19 protein-coding genes are annotated in these 21,424 nt (G+C 30.2%); 15 read left to right on the top strand and 4 right to left on the bottom strand.

Annotated elements, in window-relative coordinates:
* Window positions 1-41: 41 nt before the first annotated feature.
* Genes fabV through ABDX67_RS04325 form a run of 3 tightly spaced genes read left to right on the top strand, consistent with a single transcriptional unit; the run spans window position 42 to window position 2,510 of the window.
* On the top strand, window positions 42-1,232 hold the full coding sequence (fabV, locus tag ABDX67_RS04335; protein ID WP_347173747.1) for an enoyl-ACP reductase FabV: 1,191 nt from the start codon (window positions 42-44) through the stop codon (window positions 1,230-1,232).
* Window positions 1,233-2,033: an endonuclease/exonuclease/phosphatase family protein gene (locus ABDX67_RS04330; protein ID WP_347173746.1), complete on the top strand. Its 801-nt coding sequence runs from the start codon at window positions 1,233-1,235 to the stop codon at window positions 2,031-2,033.
* A complete protein-coding gene (locus tag ABDX67_RS04325; protein ID WP_347173745.1) occupies window positions 2,034-2,510 on the top strand; it encodes a hypothetical protein in 477 nt (158 codons plus the stop codon).
* Here the strand turns inward: ABDX67_RS04325 and ABDX67_RS04320 are convergent.
* Window positions 2,507-3,286, bottom strand: a complete 780-nt coding sequence (locus tag ABDX67_RS04320) for a sulfite exporter TauE/SafE family protein (RefSeq protein WP_347173744.1) — start codon at window positions 3,284-3,286, stop codon at window positions 2,507-2,509. The two genes, ABDX67_RS04325 and ABDX67_RS04320, sit on opposite strands and share 4 nt — an antisense overlap.
* Before the next feature lie 54 nt (window positions 3,287-3,340).
* Here ABDX67_RS04320 and acs point away from each other — a divergent pair, with 54 nt between their 5' ends.
* From acs to ABDX67_RS04275, 9 genes are all read left to right on the top strand, one after another.
* Window positions 3,341-5,248, top strand: coding sequence for an acetate--CoA ligase (gene acs, locus ABDX67_RS04315; RefSeq protein WP_347173743.1), 1,908 nt, complete (start codon window positions 3,341-3,343; stop codon window positions 5,246-5,248).
* Window positions 5,235-5,669: a lysozyme inhibitor LprI family protein gene (locus ABDX67_RS04310; RefSeq protein ID WP_347173742.1), complete on the top strand. Its 435-nt coding sequence runs from the start codon at window positions 5,235-5,237 to the stop codon at window positions 5,667-5,669. Before acs ends, ABDX67_RS04310 begins: the two co-directional genes overlap by 14 nt.
* Before the next feature lie 126 nt (window positions 5,670-5,795).
* Window positions 5,796-7,556, top strand: coding sequence for an ABC transporter ATP-binding protein (locus ABDX67_RS04305; protein ID WP_347173741.1), 1,761 nt, complete (start codon window positions 5,796-5,798; stop codon window positions 7,554-7,556).
* Between the two features lie 80 nt (window positions 7,557-7,636).
* Entirely contained in the window at window positions 7,637-8,737 is a 1,101-nt protein-coding gene (locus ABDX67_RS04300; RefSeq protein ID WP_347173740.1) for a sensor histidine kinase, read from the top strand.
* 3 nt (window positions 8,738-8,740) lie between these two features.
* Window positions 8,741-10,066, top strand: coding sequence for a sigma-54-dependent transcriptional regulator (locus ABDX67_RS04295; protein ID WP_347173739.1), 1,326 nt, complete (start codon window positions 8,741-8,743; stop codon window positions 10,064-10,066).
* 175 nt (window positions 10,067-10,241) lie between these two features.
* A complete protein-coding gene (locus tag ABDX67_RS04290) occupies window positions 10,242-10,433 on the top strand; it encodes a hypothetical protein (RefSeq protein WP_347173738.1) in 192 nt (63 codons plus the stop codon).
* Window positions 10,434-10,441: 8 nt separating this feature from the next.
* Window positions 10,442-11,737, top strand: a complete 1,296-nt coding sequence (locus ABDX67_RS04285; protein ID WP_347173737.1) for a Glu/Leu/Phe/Val family dehydrogenase — start codon at window positions 10,442-10,444, stop codon at window positions 11,735-11,737.
* A 12-nt stretch (window positions 11,738-11,749) separates the two neighbouring features.
* Window positions 11,750-12,139: a GreA/GreB family elongation factor gene (locus tag ABDX67_RS04280; protein WP_347173736.1), complete on the top strand. Its 390-nt coding sequence runs from the start codon at window positions 11,750-11,752 to the stop codon at window positions 12,137-12,139.
* 25 nt (window positions 12,140-12,164) lie between these two features.
* Window positions 12,165-12,545 carry a hypothetical protein gene (locus tag ABDX67_RS04275; RefSeq protein WP_347173735.1) on the top strand — a complete coding sequence of 127 codons (381 nt, stop codon included), beginning with the start codon at window positions 12,165-12,167 and terminating at the stop codon, window positions 12,543-12,545.
* Window positions 12,546-12,557: 12 nt separating this feature from the next.
* Here the strand turns inward: ABDX67_RS04275 and ABDX67_RS04270 are convergent, their stop codons facing one another.
* From ABDX67_RS04270 to ABDX67_RS04260, 3 genes are read right to left on the bottom strand one after another with little or no spacing between them, the layout of a single operon-like run.
* Window positions 12,558-13,100: an NUDIX hydrolase gene (locus ABDX67_RS04270; protein WP_347173734.1), complete on the bottom strand. Its 543-nt coding sequence runs from the start codon at window positions 13,098-13,100 to the stop codon at window positions 12,558-12,560.
* A 9-nt stretch (window positions 13,101-13,109) separates the two neighbouring features.
* On the bottom strand, window positions 13,110-14,264 hold the full coding sequence (locus ABDX67_RS04265; RefSeq protein WP_347173733.1) for an aminotransferase class V-fold PLP-dependent enzyme: 1,155 nt from the start codon (window positions 14,262-14,264) through the stop codon (window positions 13,110-13,112).
* A 2-nt stretch (window positions 14,265-14,266) separates the two neighbouring features.
* On the bottom strand, window positions 14,267-15,355 hold the full coding sequence (locus tag ABDX67_RS04260) for a M42 family metallopeptidase (protein WP_347173732.1): 1,089 nt from the start codon (window positions 15,353-15,355) through the stop codon (window positions 14,267-14,269).
* A 182-nt stretch (window positions 15,356-15,537) separates the two neighbouring features.
* On the opposite strand from ABDX67_RS04260, the gene ABDX67_RS04255 reads away from it, so the two are divergent.
* The 3 genes from ABDX67_RS04255 to ABDX67_RS04245 all read left to right on the top strand — a co-directional run bounded on the left by ABDX67_RS04255 (window position 15,538) and on the right by ABDX67_RS04245 (window position 21,021).
* Window positions 15,538-16,428: an ABC transporter ATP-binding protein gene (locus ABDX67_RS04255; protein WP_347173731.1), complete on the top strand. Its 891-nt coding sequence runs from the start codon at window positions 15,538-15,540 to the stop codon at window positions 16,426-16,428.
* Window positions 16,429-16,553: 125 nt separating this feature from the next.
* Window positions 16,554-20,210 (top strand): ABC transporter permease/M1 family aminopeptidase, encoded by a 3,657-nt coding sequence (locus tag ABDX67_RS04250; protein WP_347173730.1) that lies wholly within the window; start codon window positions 16,554-16,556, stop codon window positions 20,208-20,210.
* Window positions 20,211-20,319: 109 nt separating this feature from the next.
* The gene (locus ABDX67_RS04245) at window positions 20,320-21,021 is read left to right on the top strand and encodes a DUF4294 domain-containing protein (protein WP_347173729.1); all 702 of its coding nucleotides are present in this window, start codon (window positions 20,320-20,322) and stop codon (window positions 21,019-21,021) included.
* The last annotated feature ends 403 nt before the right edge of the window (window positions 21,022-21,424 follow it).

Below are 21,424 nucleotides of genomic sequence, written 5' to 3'. Positions count from 1 at the left end.
GGAGTCGAGAACTATTTTAAAATATTAAAAACAACCAAATTATGATTATAGAACCAAGAACAAGAGGATTTATTTGTTTAACTGCACATCCAACAGGTTGTGAGCAAAACGTAATCAATCAAATTGACTATGTAAAATCAAAAGGAAAAATTAACGGGGCAAAAAAAGTATTGGTGATTGGTTCATCAACAGGATTTGGATTGGCATCTAGAATTTCTAGTGCTTTTGGATCTGATGCAGCAACAATAGGTGTGTTTTTTGATAAACCATCTGCACCAGGAAAAACGGGTTCCGCTGGTTATTACAATACTGCAGCTTTTGAAAAACATGCTCATGCAGCAGGTTTATATGCAAAAAGTATCAATGGTGATGCGTTTTCTAACGAAATCAAACGTCAAACTTTAGACATGATTAAAAATGATTTAGGTCAGGTTGATTTGGTTATTTATAGTTTGGCATCACCTGTGAGAACACATCCTGATACTGGTGAACGCTTTAAGTCGGTTTTAAAACCAATTGGCGATGTTTTTTCTAATAAAACGGTTGATTTTCATACCGGAGAAGTTTCTGAAATCTCTATCAATCCAGCCGAAGGAGACGATATTGCAAACACCGTTGCTGTAATGGGAGGTGAAGACTGGAAAATGTGGATGGACGCATTAAAATCAGAAAATTTATTATCAGAAGGAGCAACAACTGTTGCCTATTCTTATATTGGGCCATCATTAACAGAAGCTGTTTATAGAAAAGGAACCATTGGCGCAGCAAAAGATCACTTAGAAGCTACAGCTTTTACAATTTCTGATGATTTAAAATCAATTGGAGGAAAGGCATATGTTTCTGTTAATAAAGCCTTAGTTACACAAGCAAGTTCTGCAATTCCAGTAATTCCTTTATACATCTCTTTATTGTATAAAATCATGAAAGTAAAAGGAATTCACGAAGGTTGTATTGAGCAAATTCAACGTTTATATAGTGAGCGTTTATTTACTGGGGAAGCAATGTTGTTAGATGATAATGGCAGAATTAGAATTGACGATTGGGAAATGAGAGATGATGTACAAGACGAAGTTTCTAAGCTTTGGGATATTGCAACAACAGAAAATTTATCTGAAATTGGAGATTTAAAAGGATATAGTGATGATTTCTATAATTTATTTGGATTTAAAGTTGATGGTGTAGATTATGATGCAGATGTAAACGAAATGGTAGAAATTCCTAGTGAACAATAAATGTTAAGAAAATTTAGATTCATACCATTTTTAATTTTTTTTCTTTTTTCAGGAACTCTTTTTGCTCAAAAAAAAGATCTAGAAAAAGTAACTGTAAAAGTGTTGAGTTTTAATATTCTTCATGGAAAAACGACCAACGGAAGTTTTGATTTAGACATCATTGCAAACGTCATTAAAAAAGCAAATGCTGATTTTGTGTCTTTGCAAGAAGTAGATTTTAAAACCAACAGAGCCAAGAAATACGATTTGCCAACAGAGTTGGGTCATCGCACAAAAATGGCGTCAATTTTTGGTAGAGCTATGTATTATGATGGCGGAGAATATGGAGAAGGCGTTTTGTCTAAATATTCTTTTTTATCAACCAGAAATGTTGCGTTGCCTTACACAAAAGGAAATGAGCCAAGAGCTGCTTTAGAAATTACAACGATTTTAAAATCTGGTGATACCATTTCATTTATCGGAACTCATTTAGATCATTTAAAAGAAGATACAGACAGAGTTTTGCAGGCAATAGCTATTAATAAAGCGTTTTCTGGTAATAAATATTCAACAATTTTAACTGGTGATTTAAACGATACGCCAAATAGTAAAACCATCAATATTTTAGAATCTTTTTGGAAAGCTTCCTATGATAATGCAAATCCGTTATTGACATTTCCTTCTGATAAACCCATTAAAAAAATTGATTACGTGATGTATTATCCAAGAAACAAATGGAAAGTACTTTCAAAAGAGACTATTTGCGATACCATTGCTTCTGATCATTGTGCATATTTGGTGACTTTAGAATTACAGAAATAGATGAAAGCGGTAACGGTAAAAAAAATCAAAGATGAATTGAGTTATAAAAACTCAAAAGAATTGATTGAACTCTGTTTACGTTTATCAAAATTTAAAAAAGAGAACAAAGAATTGCTTACGTATTTGTTGTTCGAATCTTCTAACGAAGAAAATTATATAGAAAGCGTTAAAGAGCAAATTGACGATTTGTTTGAGCAAATTAACATCAACAGTTATTTTTACATCAGAAAAAGCGTTCGAAAAATTTTAACGCTAACAAAAAAGTTTATTCGGTATTCTCAAAATAAAGAAACAGAAGTAGAATTATTGATTTATTTCTGTCAGAAATTAAAGAATTTTAAACCGTCAATAAATAAAAGTCCAAGACTTACAAATACTTTTGAAAGACAAGTAGTATTAATACAGAAAGCAGTTGGTACTTTACACGAAGATTTACAATACGATTTTCAACAAGAAATAGAAGAATTACTTTCTTAAAATAAATATTTCCACAATATTCTTATACTTACAAAGGCAATCAAAATAGCGGTTGCTTTTTTTAATTGAATTGGTTTTAAGAATTTAGAGCTAAATCTACTTCCAATTTGTCCGCCAATAAAAACGGTAATTAGTAAAATAGTTGTTAAATTCCAATCGATTGTAAACTCCGGATTTACATATTGTCCGCCCAAACCAGCGATAGAGTTTACCAAAATAAACAAGCTTGCCGTTGCAGCAATTTTTTTTGGCGTGTCCCAATTGGTTAAATGTAATAATGGCGCTAAGAAAATTCCGCCTCCAATTCCGACCATTCCAGAAATAAATCCGATAAATCCGCCGTAACCAGCATTTTTTGAAAGATTTAGTTTTGTTTTTTCTTCTTCGGATGCAACAATTTTTTTAGAAATCCACATGGTAATTGCGGCAAATAACAATGTAAAACCCAATAATATAAAAAAGAACGTTTGACTGATTTTTAAATATCCACCAATAAAAGCAAAAGGAATGCTAAATAATACAAGCGGAAGTACCTTTTTAAAATTGTATGTTTTTTGTTGTTGAAAATAAAATACGTTTCCAATAACAACAACAATATTGCATAATAAAGCTGTTGCTCTAATTTGTGTAAAAGCCAAACCTGTTAATGCTAATACAGCTAAATAACTAGAACCGCCACCAAAGCCAACTGAAGAATACAACATAGCAATTGTAAAAAACAATAAAATAATATGCCAATTTGTAATTATAACAGATAAAACTTCTTGAAAATTCATAAAGCAAATATAATTTTCTATTTTTAGAATGTCTAAAGAATAATAAAAACAATAATGAGTAACTATCACATCAAACATTTAGAAGAATATTATCAAGTTTATAGAAAATCGATTCGTGAACCAGAAAATTTTTGGGAAGAAATTGCAGAAGAACATTTTTTATGGAGAAAAAAATGGGACACCGTTTTAAGTTGGGATTTTTCTAAACCAAAAGTTGAATGGTTTAAAGGAGCAAAATTAAACATTACAGAAAATTGTATTGATAGACATTTAGCAACTCGTGGAGATAAAACGGCAATTATTTTTGAACCAAACAATCCAGATGAAGCAGCAGAACACATCAGTTATAGACAATTGTATGAACGTGTAAATCAGTTTGCAAATGCATTAAAAAGCAAAGGTGTACAAAAAGGCGATCGTGTTTGTATTTATGTTCCGATGATTCCAGAATTAGCAATTTCAACCTTGGCTTGTGCCAGAATTGGCGCAATACATTCAGTTGTTTTTGCAGGATTTTCATCCAAAGCATTATCAACAAGAATAAATGATTGCGATTGTAAAATGGTAATTACTGCTGATGGATCTTATCGAGGAGCAAAAACAATCGATTTAAAAGGAATTGTAGATGAAGCATTAGAAAGTTGTCCTGGAGTAGAAAATGTGTTGGTAGCAAAACGTATCAATTCTGATATTTTAATGAAAGAAGGAAGAGATTTTTGGTTACAACCTTTATTGGACAAAGCATCAAATCAATGTAAAGCAGAAGTTATGGATGCAGAAGATCCGCTATTTATTTTGTACACTTCTGGTTCTACAGGAATGCCAAAAGGAATGGTTCATACAACTGCTGGTTACATGGTTTATACGGCGTATACATTTAAAAATGCTTTTCAATATACAGAAAATGATGTGTATTGGTGTACCGCAGATATTGGTTGGATTACTGGACATTCTTATATTGTGTATGGTCCGTTAGCAAATGGCGCAACAACGGTTTTATTTGAAGGCGTTCCACATTATCCAGATTTTGGACGTTTTTGGCAAATTATTGAAAAGCATAAAATAAATCAATTTTATACAGCACCAACAGCAATTAGAGCGTTGGCAAAACAAGGAACAGAATTGGTTGATAAGTGCGATTTATCATCCTTAAAAGTTTTGGGTTCAGTTGGTGAACCAATAAACGAAGAAGCGTGGCATTGGTATAATGACAATATTGGTAAAAAGAAAAGTCCGATTATTGATACTTGGTGGCAAACCGAAACTGGCGGAATTATGATTACTCCAATTCCGTATGTAACACCAACAAAACCAACATATGCAACGTTGCCATTCATCGGAATTCAGCCTGCATTGATGGATGAAAATGGCGATGAATTAAAAGGAAATCAAGTTGATGGAAGACTGTGTATTAAATTTCCTTGGCCAGGAATGGCAAGAACAATTTGGGGAAATCACAAGCGCTATAAAGAAACGTATTTTTCAGCTTTTGATAACATGTATTTTACAGGTGATGGAGCTTTGCGAGACGAAGTTGGGTATTATAGAATTACGGGTAGAGTAGATGATGTAATTATTGTTTCTGGACATAATCTTGGAACTGCGCCAATTGAAGACGCCATTAACGAACATCCTGCGGTAGCAGAAAGTGCTATTGTTGGTTTTCCGCATGATGTAAAAGGAAATGCATTGTATGGTTATGTGATTTTAAAAGATGTTGGAGAAACGAGAAATCATGATAATTTACGAAAAGAAATCAATCAAATAATTACAGAACACATTGGTCCGATTGCAAAATTAGATAAAATTCAGTTTACAGATGGATTACCAAAAACACGTTCTGGAAAAATAATGCGTAGAATTTTACGAAAAATTACACATAATGAAATGGATAATTTAGGAGATATTTCTACTTTATTAAATCCGGATGTTGTACAAAGTATTATTGATGAAAGATTATAGTTTAAAATATGATATGAGGTTAGTGTATCTTTTCTTGTTTTTTTCTATGTCAACTATTTTTGCGCAAAAATCAACACATCCTATTGATATTAAAAACAAGCAATGTCATGAAAATGCAATTCCAACTACAAAAGCAGCAATGAATTGTGAAAACGAAGCGTTAATTTCTTGGAATAATGAAATGAAAAACTATTTAGAGCTCTTAAAAAAGAAAAACAAACAAATAGATATTGTATTACTAGAGAAAAGTCAAAAAAAATGGTCTGATTTTTATAAAACAGATGTAGCTCTACAGTATTCTTATTTAGATAGATTATACGATGGAGGAACTATGTCTCGTATAGTTAAATGGACTTACAGAAAAGAAGAGGTTAGAAAAAGAGCATTAAAATTAAAACACCTTTTTGAAAACTTAGAATAACAACCAATTTTTTAACCTTTAATAAAATACACTTATAAGTATGTAGTTTGTTATTCTGTCATGACTTTATTAGTGGCATGTATATTGACAAATAAAAACGTACACTTTAAGAACATAAAAACATACATGAAGCACTATAGCGAGTCATCAAAAAAGAAACCTAAAGTTTCTATGGGGAAAGCCTTTAAAACAATTATTTGGCCGAGAAGAAATTTAGTTTTTATTGGATTAATATTAATAGTAATAAAGAGTCTTTCAGGTTTAATTTTACCTTGGCAAAGTAAAATATTACTAGATGATGTTGTTCCAAATAAAGATTTTGATAAATTATATTCACTCTTAGGAATTGTAATAATCGCTATTGTATTACAAGCAATAACGTCCTTTTTATTAACCCGAATTTTAAGTGTACAAGCGCAATATTTAATATCTGAATTGAGAGCTCAAGTACAAAAAAAAGTATTGTCTTTGCCAATTAGTTTTTTTGATAACACTAAATCTGGAGCGTTGGTTTCTAGAATTATGAGTGATGTTGAAGGTGTTCGGAATTTAATAGGAACAGGTTTGGTGCAATTAGTTGGAGGCACCATTACAGCAGTTATTTCATTGATAATTTTAATCAATTTAAATCCGTGGATGACGTTATTTGTTTTTCTACCAATTTCTATTTTTGGTTTGGTAGCATTAAAAGCATTCAAATTTATTCGTCCGATTTTTAGAACTCGTGGAAAAATAAATGCAGAGGTAAAAGGAAGATTAACAGAAACATTAGCAGGTGTAAGAGTGATAAAAGCATTTAATGCTGAAGAACAAGAAAATAAAGTTTTTGAAACTGGAGTTGAAAAATTGTTTCAAAACGTGAAAAAAAGTTTGACGGCAACCGCAATTATGACAAGTTCATCAACATTTTTAATTGGTGTTGCAACAACTGGAATCATGGGAATTGGAGGTTATTATATGATCAATGACAGTATGACTTCTGGTGAGTTTTTATTTTTCACTTTGATTCTTGGTTTTATGATTGCGCCAATTGTACAAATGAGTAATATTGGAAGTCAATTAACAGAAGCATTGGCAGGCTTAGATAGAACCGAAGAATTGATGAATATGGATGCAGAGGAAGATGATGAAAACAGAACAATTGAATTAGAAAGTATTGAAGGAAAATTGGTTTTTGATGATGTTTCGTTTTCTTATGAAGAAGGAAAAGAAGTTATAAATAATATTAGTTTTGTTGTTCCAAAAGGAACCGTTACCGCTTTGGTTGGAAGTTCTGGTTCAGGAAAATCTACTATTGCAGGATTATCTGCTACATTTTTAAATCCGAAATCTGGGAAAGTAACTATTGACAACAATGACATGTCAAAAGTAAAGTTAAATAGTTATCGAAAACATTTAGGCGTTGTTTTGCAAGATGAATTTTTGTTTGAAGGAACCATCAAAGAAAATATTTTATTTCCGAGACCAAATGCTACAGAAGAAGAACTTCAAAATGCAGTAAAAGCAGCGTATGTAAATGAATTTACAGATCGTTTTGAAGACGGATTAGACACATTAATTGGAGAAAGAGGCGTAAAGCTTTCTGGCGGACAAAGACAACGTTTGGCTATTGCAAGGGCGATATTAGCAAATCCTAAAATCATTATTTTAGATGAAGCAACTTCTAGTTTAGATACAGAAAGTGAAGCATTGATTCAGAAAAGTTTATCAGAATTGATCAAAGACAGAACGACTATTGTTATTGCACACAGATTGAGTACCATTAAACAAGCAGATCAAATTTTGGTGATTGAAGCTGGTGAAATCGTGGAACGAGGAACTCATGATGAATTGATAGAAAAAGAAGGAAGATATTTTGAATTGTACACCTATCAATCGAAAATTTAGAAAGTGTAGTTTATTAAATAGTTACATTTATGGATATTTAGTAATTTTAAACTTCTAAATTTGCTGTAAATCTTAAAGCTATGGATCAAAACATATCAACAGAAGATAAATTAAAAGAACGGATTAAAGAATTAACATGTTTGTACAACGTAAGTTCTTTAATTAGAAATGGCGATTATACGGATGTAAAAGAGCTTTTAACAGGAATTGCTGTAAATGTAAGATCTGCAATCAGGTTTCCTGAAGCTGCATTTGTAGAAATTGAAACCAAAGAATATAACATTGCAGAAGGCAAACAAAATTTAGAAGCTATTTTTATTTTATCTGCTATAAAAGTATTTGGAGAAATTTCGGGTTCTATAAAAGTTGGTTATCCAAAATTAGAATTTTCTCAAAATGCATTTTTAGAAGAAGAAAAATTATTATTAAATAAAATTGCTTCAGAAATAGGAGATTTGTTTGAGCGCAAACAAATTAAAGAAAAAGAAATTCTTTCTAGGAGGCAAATGGAACGTGTAGATAGATTGTCTATTTTAGGTGAGATTACAGCCGGAATTGCACATGAATTAAATACACCTTTAGCTAATATTTTAGGATTTACAGAACTTTTAAAAGAACGTTTTAAAGACGATAAAACTGGCGCAAAAGATTTACAGAAGGTAATCAATAGTGCAATTTATTCTAGAGAAGTTGTAAAGAAATTAATGTTCTTTTCTTGTGAAATGCCACAGCAAATGGAAGTTATAAATTGTGTTCCTGTAATTAAAGAAGCAATTAGTTTATTGGTTCCCAACTTTAGAAAAAAGAATATCAAAAGCGAATTATATTTTAACAAAGAAAATATTGAGTTAAAAGTTGATAAAATTCAATTAACTCAAGTAATTTTTAATTTAGTAATTAATGCCATTTATTTTTCGCCAATAAAGGGAAAAATTAAAGTTTCTGTTGAAGAAAAAAACAAATCAATACAATTAAAGATTTCAGACGAAGGTATTGGAATCCCTAAAACATTATCAGAAAATATTTTCAATCCGTTTTATACAACAAAATCTGTAGGAGAAGGTTCTGGTCTTGGTTTAAGTGTTGTTCACGGAATTGTAAAAAGTCATAAAGGAACTATAAAATATAAATCAAATAAACCAAAAGGAACAGTTTTTATAATTAGCTTTCCAAAAAATTAAACAATGTTACAGAGAGAAAATATTTTAATTGTTGATGACGATATTCATATTCTTGAACTTATTCAGCGTCATTTACAATCCCTAAATTATCATACATATAAAGCCATTTCTGTAAAAGAAGCATTACAAATTTTAAAAGATCAATCAATCGATTTATTAATTACAGATTTGCAAATGCCAGGCGTAGATGGTTTAGAGTTGATAAAATATGCCTCAGAACATTTTCCTAATATTCCTAAATTAGTAGTTACTGGCTTTCCATCAATTGACGGTGCGTTAGAAGTAATGAAATCTGGAGCTGTAGATTATATTACAAAACCATTTACAAAAGAAGAATTAAAATCAGCTGTATTAAAATCTTTAGAAAATACACCTAAAGTTTTAAAATCTATTAAGGTTGATAACGACTTATTAAAAAAATCTTACGGTGAATTAATTGGAAATTCTCCTGCAATAGAGAAAGTTACAGATATCATTGAGCGGTTGAAAGATAATAAAGCAACCGTTTTTATTTCTGGTGAAAGCGGAACAGGTAAAGAGTTGGTTGCACGTTCTATACATTATATGGGTAAGTTTTCTAACGCGCCTTTTATTGCAGTTAATTGTGGCGCGATTCCAGAAAATTTACTAGAATCAGAATTATTTGGTTATGTAAAAGGAGCTTTTACAGGAGCAGATTCAAACCGATCAGGATTTTTCCAAGCGGCTGATAAAGGAACTTTGTTTTTAGATGAAATAGGAAATGCATCTTTAGCTGCTCAATTACGTTTGTTAAGAGTTTTGCAAGAAAAAGAAGTGGTAAGGGTTGGTTCTCAAAAAGTAGAAAAAGTAGATGTTCGTGTAATTGCAGCAACCAATATCGACTTACAAGAATTAATTAAAAAAGGTAGGTTTAGAAAAGATTTATATTACAGATTAACCGTTGTGCAAATTGATGTGCCAACTTTAGCAGAACGACTTTCTGACATTCCGTTATTGGTAGAAAAATTTCTTTTTAAATACGGAATCGAATATAAAGACAAGTTTTTAAAAATAAGTGCAGATGCCATAGAAATTCTTCAAAGATATCATTGGCCAGGAAATATTAGAGAATTAGAAAATGTAATTCAGCGTGCAGTAATTATGTGCGATAAATCTGTAGAAGTAGAGCATCTTCCAGAATATGTAAAATATCAAATAGATTTTTCTAAAACAGAAGAATTAATTTCTTTAAAAGAACTTGAAAAAAAATATATAATAAAAGTATTAGCTGCAACCGGTAATAATAAAACCAAAGCTGCAGAAATTTTAAAAATAGATAGAAAAACATTACGAGAAAAATTAAAATAAATAACGAGTAAAAATGCATCAGTTGAGTAATTATTACCCATTTAGATGTTTTTATTGGTTTATACAATTGCTGATAAATACCTGATAATTAGTAGTGTATAAATTATTTTCATTTTTTATGATTTTTTGGTACAGCTGTTGCCAATAGAGATGTCATATTCAAATATTATAATTTATGGACACTTATAAAAGAAGTTTATGTAGTACTTGTATTCATGTTAACACTTGCACTTTAACATCAAATAAAGTTTTTATTTGGTCTTGTAGTGAATTTGAACAAGAAGAAGAATCAGAAAATAAAACGTCTACAACAATAATTAATGATTTTAATGCAGTCAAAAGCAAAAGAGAATTAGAACTTATTTAATTAAAAAAATGACTTTAACAACAGAATTGAAACAGAAAAAAGAACCAAAGCAAGGAATGTTGCACAATGTGATGCAGCAATTTGATGTAGCATCAGATTTGGTAAACTTAAATCCGAATATTAAAAAAATATTAGGAATTACAAACAACGAATTAATCATTCATTTTCCTGTTCGTATGGATAATGGAGATGTAGAAATCTTTAAAGGATATCGGGTACAACATAATAACGCACTTGGGCCTTACAAAGGTGGTTTAAGATATCATCCCACAATTGATATTGATGCTGTAAAAGCATTAGCAATGTGGATGACTTGGAAAACTTCTTTAACTGGTTTGCCTTATGGTGGAGCAAAAGGTGGAATTCAAATGGATCCTAAAAAATATTCTATCTCAGAATTAGAGCGTATTACAAGACGTTTTACTTTTGCTTTAGGAGATAATATTGGTCCAGAACATGATATTCCTGCGCCAGATGTAAACACAAATGCACAAACAATGGCTTGGATTGCAGATACTTATATGTCTACAAAAGCACCAGCAGAAAGATCTAGAAATCAGCATGTTGTAACAGGAAAACCAATTGGTTCAGGTGGTTTAGAAGGTAGAGATAGAGCTACAGGTTACGGTGTTTTTTTAAATATAAAATTTTGGGCAGAACAAAAAAATGTAAATCTTAAAGACAAAACATTTATTGTTCAAGGTTTTGGAAATGTTGGCTTTTGGGCAGCTCACTTTTTAGAAAAAGAAGGTGCAAAAATGATTGGAGTTCAAGATGCTTTTGGATCTATTACAAATCCTGAAGGAATTAAAGTAAGTGATTTATTTGAGTATACTAAGTTTAATAATGGAAGTGTAGTTGGGTTTGCTGAAACAAAAGAAGTTAAAAAAGAAGATTTCTTTGGTTTAGATTGTGATATCTGTATTCCTGCTGCTTTAGGAAATCAAATAACAAAAGAGAATGCATTAAAAATAAAAGCTTTTTTAATTGCTGAAGGTGCAAACGGACCAACAACAAATGAAGCAGAAAACATTTTATTAGAAAAAGGAATCTCAATTATTCCTGATATTTTATGTAATTCTGGTGGTGTTATTGGTAGTTATTTTGAGTGGTTACAGAACAGAAACGGAGAGTTATGGGAACTTGATGAGATTATGGCAAAACTTGATAAAAAAATGAGAGAAGTTTTTATTAAAGTATTAAACATGTCAGAAAGCAGAAAGTTAGATATGAGATCTGCCGCTTATGTAATTGCAATAGAACGTTTAGAAAGAGCTTATGTACAACGTGGAATTTTTCCATAAAAAGTTAGGATGATGAAATATGAAAAGTTAGTGATTGAAAAAAAAGAGTTTCTTGTACTTAAACAACTTTTAAATATTGAGGAGCAACAAAAGGAAACTACAGTTAAAAATCATATTTTAAAATTAAGAGAAGAATTAAAAGAAGCTATTTTTCTTGATGAAGAAGAAATGAAAAATACCGACGTAGTTCGGCTTAATTCTATTGTAACAGTGAGTTCTGAAGATAGTAATTGGAAAAATACATTTCAGCTTGTAGTGCCATCAAAAAGTAATACTGCTGAGAAAAAAATATCAATACTTATGCCAATGGGTTCAGCTGTAATAGGATATGCAAAAGGAGACGTAATTCAATGGGAGTTTCCTGGAGGAATAAAATCTTTAAGGATTTTAGATGTTAAATAAATAGACGAATAATAAAGTTAATATTATGCAATCAAACACTTATAACGATTACGATTCTGAAGCACAAATTATTCAGAGTAGAAGTTTTAGAGAATTAGATGTGTGGATTTCTCATGTAAATTATGTGACAGAAGAATGTGATAAATTGGCAAAAATAGCCTCTAATTTGATGAAAAATAGAGATTTAAGAGACGAGTTATTATTGATGGTTGAGAAAAACGCAGATTGTTTAACTCAGCTTCATAGTGCCAGAAACGAAACAGAAAAGCTAAATGAATGTGATGATGTTGCTTGTGATTTGTTTTATTTAAATGAACACGAAGTAACAAGATCTTTATATTTAGAGCATATTAAAGGTTATAGAAAATTAAAAGAAGAGGTTTTGTCAAATCTTTTAACTAAGTAATTTATTGTGTAATTATTTTGACTTAGTTTTTAATTGATCATATATAAAACCATAATAATTTCTAAAATTAGGCACCATAAAACTTCCATGTTTTGTGGTGTCTTTTAATATAGTAATATCAAATAATTGTAAATCATCAACCTCACCAACTTCCATTCTTAATTCTGATATCTCTTTGGTTAGTTTACACAAAAAAAGATGTTTAAACTCGTTGTCTAAAATTCCGTTTGGATGCACAATTTCATCTTTTCTTAAACCAATTTTAGTTAAATCTGAATCTTTAATTGTTATTCCAATTTCTTCTTTTACTTCTCTAATTGCAGCGGTTTCTATTTTTTCTCCAGCAGAAATATGTCCGGCAACAGAAACATCCCAGTGATTAGGAAATACTTTTTTTACGGAAGCTCTTTTTTGAAGTAGAATTTTATTATCATTTGTATAGAACCAAACATGTACAGTTGCATGATATAATCCTTTTTGATGAGCTTCAGATTTTAATGCGGTTTTTCCAGTTGGTTTGCCTTCTGGAGTTAAAATATCTATAAGTTCATCCAAAATAATAAGTTAACTTGATAAAATACAATTTGATAAAACTTTTAAATCTTCTTCAGTATTAAATAAATGACAAGATACTCTAATGTAATTTCCTCTAAATGAGACAAAAACATTGTTATTAGCTAGTTTTTCTTTTAATGCAGTTTTATCAATTTCTATTGGAATTTCAACCCCAAATAAATGATGTGCTCTAGCATCCGAATTTTCTATAATACAACCATTTTCCTTTAATAATTCAACAAAATTAGAAGTAATTTCTTTACAATAATCTTGTATTGCTTTTGGTGTCCATTCTATAATTTGTTGAAGTGCTGCAATTTGCATTTTTACATAAATAAAACTTGCATGTTCACCAACAGAATATCTATTTGCTAACGGTTTGTATCTAGATTCGTAATTAACTAAATTGCTTAAGTTTTCACTGTTAAAACGATTCGACCAATTTTCTTCAATTGGCTCTCCATTATCAAAATATTCTCCAAAATATGCGTAACCACAACCATAAGGTCCAAATAACCATTTATAACCAGCGCAAATTAATGCATCTGGTTGAATTTCTTTTATAGAGAATTCCATTGCACCAATAGATTGACTTCCATCAACAATTAAAAGCGCATTGTGTTCTGTTGTTTTTTTTCTAATTGCTTTTAAATCAAAAATGGTTCCGTTTGCCCAATGAATATTTCCTAAAGCAATAAAAGCAGTTTTGTAATTTATGGTGTTTAAAATTGCTTCGTTCCAAAGTTTACCTTTATTTTCTTTAGTTTTTGGCTGTTTTACAATTTTAATAATTGCTTCGTATTTTTCGGCTAATTTTTCCCAAACGTAATAGTTGCTTGGAAACTGCTCTTCAATCAAAACAATTTCATCGCCTTTATTTAATTTTATATTATTTGCAACAGTTGATAATCCATAAGAAACAGAAGGAATATTTGCTATTCTATTATAATCATCAGCATTTATAAGTTGCGCAAATAATTTTTTAAGTTTTATTACTGGATCAAAAAAATCTGTAACCGGAATTAGATATGGTTTACTTTTTTCTTTAATAGCTTTAACTCCTGCTTCTTCAATTGATTTAAAAGATGCTGAAAGACTAGCTGTATTTAAGTAATGAATTCCTTCAGGAATATTGAACAAATGCTTTTGATCTTGTAAACTCATAATTATTCAAAATAAGAAAACGTTTCTCCGTCTTTAATTTTTAACAAGGTTTCATAAATCATTTTAATTACATTTTCAACATCATCTCTATGCACCATTTCTACAGTTGTATGCATATAACGAAGCGGCAATGAAATCAATGCAGATGCAACTCCGCCATTACTATACGCAAAAGCGTCAGTATCTGTTCCGGTTGCTCTAGATAAAGCAGAACGTTGAAAAGGAATCTTATTTTCTTCGGCAGTTTCTGTAATTAAATCACGTAATTTTTGTTGAACGGCTGGCGCGTATGCAATAACTGGACCTTTTCCTAATTGCAAATAACCAGCTTTTTTAACATCAATCATTGGAGTAGTAGTGTCGTGCGTAACATCAGTAACAATAGCAACATTTGGTTGAATTGTATTGGTTATCATTTCTGCACCACGCAACCCAATTTCTTCTTGAACAGAATTAGTAACATACAATCCAAATGGCAAGGTTTTTTTGTTCTCTTTTAATAAACGAGCTACTTCTGCAATCATAAATCCGCCCATTCTATTATCAAGCGCTCTACAAACAAATTTATCTCCGTTTAAAATATGAAACTCATCTGGATAGGTAATTACACAACCAACGTGAATTCCTAAAGCTTCTACTTCTTTTCTAGTTGCACAACCTGTGTCGATAAAAATATTTTCTGGTTTTGGAGCTTCTTCTTTAGCTTTGTCTCTAGTGTGGATTGCTGGCCATCCAAAAACTCCTTTTACAATTCCGTTTTTAGTATGAATATTTACAATTTTACTTGGCGCAATTTGATGATCTGAACCTCCGTTTCTAATCACATAGATTAATCCGTTATCAGAAATATAATTTACATACCAAGAAATTTCATCTGCATGACCTTCAATTACTACTTTAAATTTTGCATCTGGATTGATAACTCCGACAGCTGTTCCGTAAGTATCTGTAATAAATTCATCAACATACGGTTTAAGATAATCCATCCAAATTTTTTGTCCTTCCCATTCGTAACCAGTAGGAGCATCGTTGTTTAAATATTTTTCTAAAAAAGAAATTGACTTTTTATTTAATATTGATTTTTTTGCCATTATATATGTTTATAAAGTTTTTATGTAAAAAAGTTTTAAAGTTTATAAGCGTGTTCGCTTTTGTAAAAATATCTATTTTTTTTGTGCTAATTAAGGCTCACGAAGATTTATTTTAATATTTTGTAACAAAAGTTGTAACTTTCAGACTTATCTACAATAAAAACAACTATAAAAACCAACTGATGAAATTAAAAATTGAAAACTTAACAAAAACCTATAAAAATGGTGTAAAAGCAATTGATAACCTGTCGATTGAAATTGGCACAGGAATGTTTGGATTATTAGGTCCAAATGGTGCAGGAAAATCATCTTTAATGAGAACCATTGCAACTTTGCAAAGCCCAGATTCTGGCTCAATTACTTTTGGTGATATCAATGTTTTAGAAGATAATATGTCTTTACGAAAAGTTTTGGGTTATTTACCACAATCATTTGGTGTGTACCCAAACATGTCAGCTGAAGATTTATTAGATTATTTTGCTACTTTAAAAGGAATTTCATCGAAATCAGAAAGAAAAGAATTGGTAAAAGAAGTATTAGAAATTACCAATTTATACGATGTAAGAAAAAAATATGTTGCTGGTTATTCTGGCGGAATGAAACAACGTTTTGGAATTGCGCAATTGTTATTAAACAATCCAAAATTAATAATTGTTGATGAGCCAACTGCAGGATTAGATCCCGCAGAAAGACATCGCTTTTTAAATGTTTTACGTGAAGTTGGTACAAATTGTACCGTTATTTTTTCAACACATATAGTAGAAGATGTAAAAGAACTTTGTAATGAAATGGCAATTTTAAATGGAGGTAGAATATTAAACCATACAACACCATTAGAAGCTACAAAAGAAATTGAAGGAACAATTTGGAAAAAAATTATTGATAGAGATGAGTTAGAAGCTAATATGGCTCAATACAATGTGTTGTCATCAAATTATAATCAAGATAATACATTAAATATTAGAGTGCATGCTTCAGAAAAACCTTCAGATGATTTTAATGCAGCAACTCCACAATTAGATGATGTTTATTTTATCGCTTTAAAACAAGATGAACCAGAATTGGTTGAATAACTGGATTTATAGATAACTAGATTGTTAGATAATTAGAAGCAAAAAATCTAAAAAGAACAATCTTAAAGTCTAAAAATCCAATTGTCTAATAATCAAACTATCCAATCATCTAACAATCTATAATTATGTTTTTAACAATTTTTAAACAAGAATTAAAATACTGGTTTAGCAGACCTGCATTTTATATTTATATATCAATATTTTTAATCTTATCATTATTTCTTTCTGCAACTACCGCTGGTTTTTTCGATTCAATTACCGCTACAACTGGTTCTTCAAGAATTGTAAACTCGCCAATTGGAGTTACAGGATTATTTAATGCACTAACTATTTTCATTTTCTTTTTATTTCCTTCTATTGTTGGAGTTTCTGTTTATAGAGATTATAAAAGTGAAATGCACACCATTTTGTATTCGTATCCTTTTACAAAAGCAAACTACCTTTTTGCTAAGTTTTTTAGCTCAATTTTAGTGGTTTCTTTAATTGCTATTTCTATTACAATAGGAATGGTGATTGGTTTCCGAGTTCCTGGAACAAATCCAGATATTGTTGGTCCATTTAATGCAGTTTCTTATTTACAAACCTATTTTGTATTTATTTTACCCAATATTTTATTGTTCGGAGCAATTGTTTTTGCTGTTGTAACTTTCACTAGAAATATTGCAGCCGGATTTATAACTGTAATTATTTTAATGTTTGGTCAAGGAGTTTTAGAAAGTTTACTTTCTGAACCAGAACATAGAACTTTAGCGGCAATTTTAGATCCGTTTGGAGCAGCAGCTTCTAATTATTACACAAAATATTGGACACCTTCAGAGCAGAACGAATTGCAAGTTCCTATTAAAGAAATGATTATTTACAACCGTTTATTGTGGTTGGCAATTTCTACGTTCATCTTCGGATTGGTTTATAAGTTCTTTACATTTAGTCAGAATGCAATTTCTATTTCTTTTAGAAAAACAAAATCAGAAAGATCAACAAAAACTAATTTTAGCGGAATTACAAAAATATCGTTACCAAAAGTTTCTTTCGATTATTCATTTACACAAAATTTAAAAACAACTTGGAAACTGTCAAATATCGATTTTAAATACATCGTTAAAAGTTGGGCATTTATTTCTATTGTTTTAGTTGGATTGGTTTTAATGTTTATCGGACTTTCTGAAATAGGAAATATTTTTGGAACGCCAACATTGCCAGTAACTTGGAAAATGCTAAATGTTGGAAGCGTTTTTTCTGTATCTATTAATGTCTGTACTTTTTTATATGCAGGAATGTTAGTGCACAGAGCAAAAATTGCAAGAGCAAATCATTTAATTGATGCAACTCCGATTCCAAATTGGACATTATTATTCTCTAAAGTAATTGCACTTGTAAAAATGCAATTGGTTTTATTAGCCGTAATTATGGTTTCTGGTATGCTTTTTCAAATGTATAATGGATATTATAATTTTGAAATTGGTCATTATTTAACAGAATTATATTTCTTAGAATTTCTACATTATTTTGTTTGGGTGTTGTTATCAATATTTATTCAAACATTAATTGGGAATCCGTATTTAGGATTGTTTGCTTTGTTAGTGATTTCTATTGGAATGCCTTTTTTATCACTTGCAGGAATAGAGCAATCTATCTTTAAATATAATGAAGCACCAGGTTTTGATTATTCTGACATGAATGGTTATGGGTTTTCTATGGGACCTTATTTATGGTATAAAACCTATTGGATTTTATGCGGATTTATGTTGTTGGTCTTATCAGCATTATTTTGGGTTCGTGGAATTCCGTTTTCTTTTTTAGAAAGAATTTCTGTTGCAACAAAACGTTTTAAAGGAGTTTTAGCGATCAGTTTTGCTGTTTTCTTTTTGGCTTTTTTAGGATTAGGATTTTCAATTTATCAAGAAACAGCAGCAAAAGGAAAAAGAACTTCTTCTAAAGAAGCAGAATTACAACGTGTTGAGTGGGAAAAGACTTACAAAAAATATGAAGAATATGCGCAGCCGAGAATTGTTGCTGTAAAAACAGATGTAAATATTTTTCCAAAAGAAAGAATTTTTACGGCTTCCGGAACTTATTTGATGGTAAATAAAACGGATAAAGAAATAGATAGTTTGTTTTTAAATCACAATTCTTTAAAAAGTACATTTACTTTTAACAGAGCAAATACATTGGTTTTAGAAGATACAATTCATCATTTTGATATTTATAAATTTGATAAAAAGATTTTTCCTGGAGATACTTTAGAACTTTCTTTTTCTGTTGAAAGCAAAAAGAATTCTAGGTATAGACAAAATTCTCCTGTAAGAGCAAACGGAACATTCATCAATAATTTTCAACTATTCCCTTCTTTAGGATATTCTGCCGCTGGAGAATTAACAGATGATAGCACACGTAAAAAATATGATTTACCAAAAAACAATTTACGTCCACATCCATCAGATTCTACAGCTTTAGGAAATACATATATCTCAAAAGATTCTGATTGGATAGATTTTGAAGCAACAGTTTCTACATCAAAAGATCAAATTGCAATTGCCCCAGGATATTTACAAAATGAATGGACAGAAGGAGATAGAAGATACTTTCATTATAAAATGGATAGTAAAATCTTAAATTTTTATGCGTTTAACTCCGCTAGATATGAAGTGAAGAAAGAGCAATATAACGGAGTAAGTTTAGAAATTTATTATCATAAAGGACACGAGTTTAATTTGGATAGAATGATGAAAGGTTTGAAAGCTTCGTTAGATTACAATTCAAAAAACTTTAGTCCTTATCAACATAAACAAGCAAGAATTATTGAGTTTCCAAGAACAGGTGGAGGTTTTGCGCAATCGTTTCCAAATACAATTCCATTTTCTGAAGGAGTTGGTTTTATTGCCGATGTAGATGATGAAAATGATGATGGAGTAGATTATCCGTTTGCAATTACGGTTCACGAAGTTGCGCATCAATGGTGGGCGCATCAAGTTATTGGAGCAGATGTTTTAGGAGCAACCATGTTGTCTGAAAGTATGTCGGAATACGTTACTTTAAAAGTATTAGAGCATCAACAAGGAAAAGAAAAAATGCGCACATTTTTAAAGAAAGCATTAGATGACTATTTGTTGCAAAGAACTTTAGAAAGAAAACGCGAAAACGCTTTAATGTATAATGATGGTCAAGGTTATATCAGATATCAAAAAGGTTCTTTGGTTTTTTATGCATTGAGTGATTATATAGGAGAAGAAAAATTAAACGGAGCTTTAAAAAAATATGTAGAGAAAGTACAATTTCAAGAACCTCCTTATACAACTTCTATAGAAATGGTTGATCATATAAGAGAAGTAACTCCAGATTCTTTAAAGTATGTGATAAAAGACATGTTTGAAACGATAACACTTTATAGAAATAGGGTTTTAGATGCAAAAACTACTGAGTTGGAAAGCGGAAAATTTCAAGTAGAAATTGAGTTTGAAATATCAAAATACAGAAATGATGAAAAAGGGAAACGTTATTATGGAGAAAAAGTAGGAGATACCTTGTCTTACAAAACTGCTGATATGAAAAAACCAATTTTATCTGTTCAACTAGAAGATTATATTGATGTTGGTGTTTTTATTGAAGAAGAAGTTGATGGTAAGATGAAAGAAAAAGTACTTTATTTAAAGAAACATAAGATTACAGAAATCAATAATAAAGTAATAATTGTTGTAGATAAGAAACCAACTGAGGTTGGAGTAGATCCGTACAATAAATTAATTGATATCAACTCTAATGATAATCGAATGAAAGTAAATTGATTTTTGAAAATAAGAAAATTAAAGCTCATGCGTTATTATATGTGTGAGCTTTTTTTAATATGAAAATCTAACAAAATATAATACCTTTACACTCTTATATATATTGATGATGAAGAACATAATTATTTTGTTTTTATTCCTCCTTTCATTAACTACTTCAAGTCAGGTTAAAGATTCTATTCCGTTATCTGAAAAATACATTTTAATTAAAATCGGAGATACTTTAACAATTGATCTTGATGAGGTAAAATTATTGCCAAAAACTAAGTTTAAAAACAGAGAAGACATTAATTACTATTATTGGTTTAGAAAGAAAGTTTATAAAGCTTACCCTTACGCTATTCTTGCTTCTAAAAGATTAGATACATTAAACGCTAGATTGCTTAAAATAAAAGGAAATAGAAATAAGAGAAAATACATTAAAATTATTCAGAGATATTTAGAAGGCGAATTTACCGATCAGCTTAAAAGTATGACAAGAACAGAAGGAAGGATTTTGATAAAGTTAATTCATCGACAAACAGGTAAAACAACATTCGATCAGATAAAAGAATTGAGAAGTGGCTGGAGAGCTTTTTGGTATAACACAACCGCGAACCTTTTTAAGATGTCTTTAAAGACAGAATACAACCCAGAAACTATTAATGAAGATTACTTAATTGAAGATACTCTGCAAAGAGCTTTTATAAAAGAAAGATTAATTGAGCAAAAGCCTAAATTAAAAATTGATTTAGATAAAATGTATCAAGACTTCAAAGGTTATGTTGATGTAGAAGAGTATAAAAGAATGTTTGCGAAAGCAAAAAAATAAACTCTAACCCATTTTAAACACATGTTAATTAGAAAAGTTTTTATTTTTTTTGAGACTTAAGCGTTGGACTTTTAGTGTTTTAAGAAATTGATTAAAAAAAAGATTGGTTTAGGTGTTGCAAGGTTTAAAAAGGAGTGTATATTTGCAGCCGCTAAGGAGAAAACATTAGTATTTTTTTAGCAATAGTTCATTTAAATAGGGGTTTAATTTTTTTTCGAAAAATGTTGCAGGTTATATATTAATTATAGTATCTTTGCAGTCCCGATTTTAGATAGGAAAGTTCATTAAAGTTACTGCGAAATAAATTTTTCAAAAAAACATTAAAAAAGTTTTTGTATTGTAAAAAGAGTTTATACATTTGCACCCGCTTTGAGAGATAAGGGGAAGTTCTGATAAGAAATAA

It is taken from the genome of Polaribacter uvawellassae (assembly GCF_039748955.1).
Classification (GTDB): domain Bacteria; phylum Bacteroidota; class Bacteroidia; order Flavobacteriales; family Flavobacteriaceae; genus Polaribacter; species Polaribacter uvawellassae.
Note: the sequence above shows the minus strand (reverse complement) of the source record. Positions and strands in the feature narration are given on the sequence as shown.

Coding starts and splice junctions, on each gene's coding strand:
- ABDX67_RS04280 (WP_347173736.1), top strand. CDS start 11,750: ATGAAATATGAAAAGTTAGTGATTGAAAAAAAAGAGTTTCTTGTACTT.
- ABDX67_RS04325 (WP_347173745.1), top strand. CDS start 2,034: ATGAAAGCGGTAACGGTAAAAAAAATCAAAGATGAATTGAGTTATAAA.
- ABDX67_RS04310 (WP_347173742.1), top strand. CDS start 5,235: ATGAAAGATTATAGTTTAAAATATGATATGAGGTTAGTGTATCTTTTC.
- ABDX67_RS04285 (WP_347173737.1), top strand. CDS start 10,442: ATGACTTTAACAACAGAATTGAAACAGAAAAAAGAACCAAAGCAAGGA.
- ABDX67_RS04250 (WP_347173730.1), top strand. CDS start 16,554: ATGTTTTTAACAATTTTTAAACAAGAATTAAAATACTGGTTTAGCAGA.
- acs (WP_347173743.1), top strand. CDS start 3,341: ATGAGTAACTATCACATCAAACATTTAGAAGAATATTATCAAGTTTAT.
- ABDX67_RS04330 (WP_347173746.1), top strand. CDS start 1,233: ATGTTAAGAAAATTTAGATTCATACCATTTTTAATTTTTTTTCTTTTT.
- ABDX67_RS04320 (WP_347173744.1), bottom strand. CDS start 3,286: ATGAATTTTCAAGAAGTTTTATCTGTTATAATTACAAATTGGCATATT.
- ABDX67_RS04265 (WP_347173733.1), bottom strand. CDS start 14,264: ATGAGTTTACAAGATCAAAAGCATTTGTTCAATATTCCTGAAGGAATT.
- ABDX67_RS04255 (WP_347173731.1), top strand. CDS start 15,538: ATGAAATTAAAAATTGAAAACTTAACAAAAACCTATAAAAATGGTGTA.
- ABDX67_RS04305 (WP_347173741.1), top strand. CDS start 5,796: ATGAAGCACTATAGCGAGTCATCAAAAAAGAAACCTAAAGTTTCTATG.
- ABDX67_RS04275 (WP_347173735.1), top strand. CDS start 12,165: ATGCAATCAAACACTTATAACGATTACGATTCTGAAGCACAAATTATT.
- ABDX67_RS04295 (WP_347173739.1), top strand. CDS start 8,741: ATGTTACAGAGAGAAAATATTTTAATTGTTGATGACGATATTCATATT.
- ABDX67_RS04300 (WP_347173740.1), top strand. CDS start 7,637: ATGGATCAAAACATATCAACAGAAGATAAATTAAAAGAACGGATTAAA.
- ABDX67_RS04260 (WP_347173732.1), bottom strand. CDS start 15,355: ATGGCAAAAAAATCAATATTAAATAAAAAGTCAATTTCTTTTTTAGAA.
- ABDX67_RS04245 (WP_347173729.1), top strand. CDS start 20,320: ATGAAGAACATAATTATTTTGTTTTTATTCCTCCTTTCATTAACTACT.
- ABDX67_RS04290 (WP_347173738.1), top strand. CDS start 10,242: ATGGACACTTATAAAAGAAGTTTATGTAGTACTTGTATTCATGTTAAC.
- fabV (WP_347173747.1), top strand. CDS start 42: ATGATTATAGAACCAAGAACAAGAGGATTTATTTGTTTAACTGCACAT.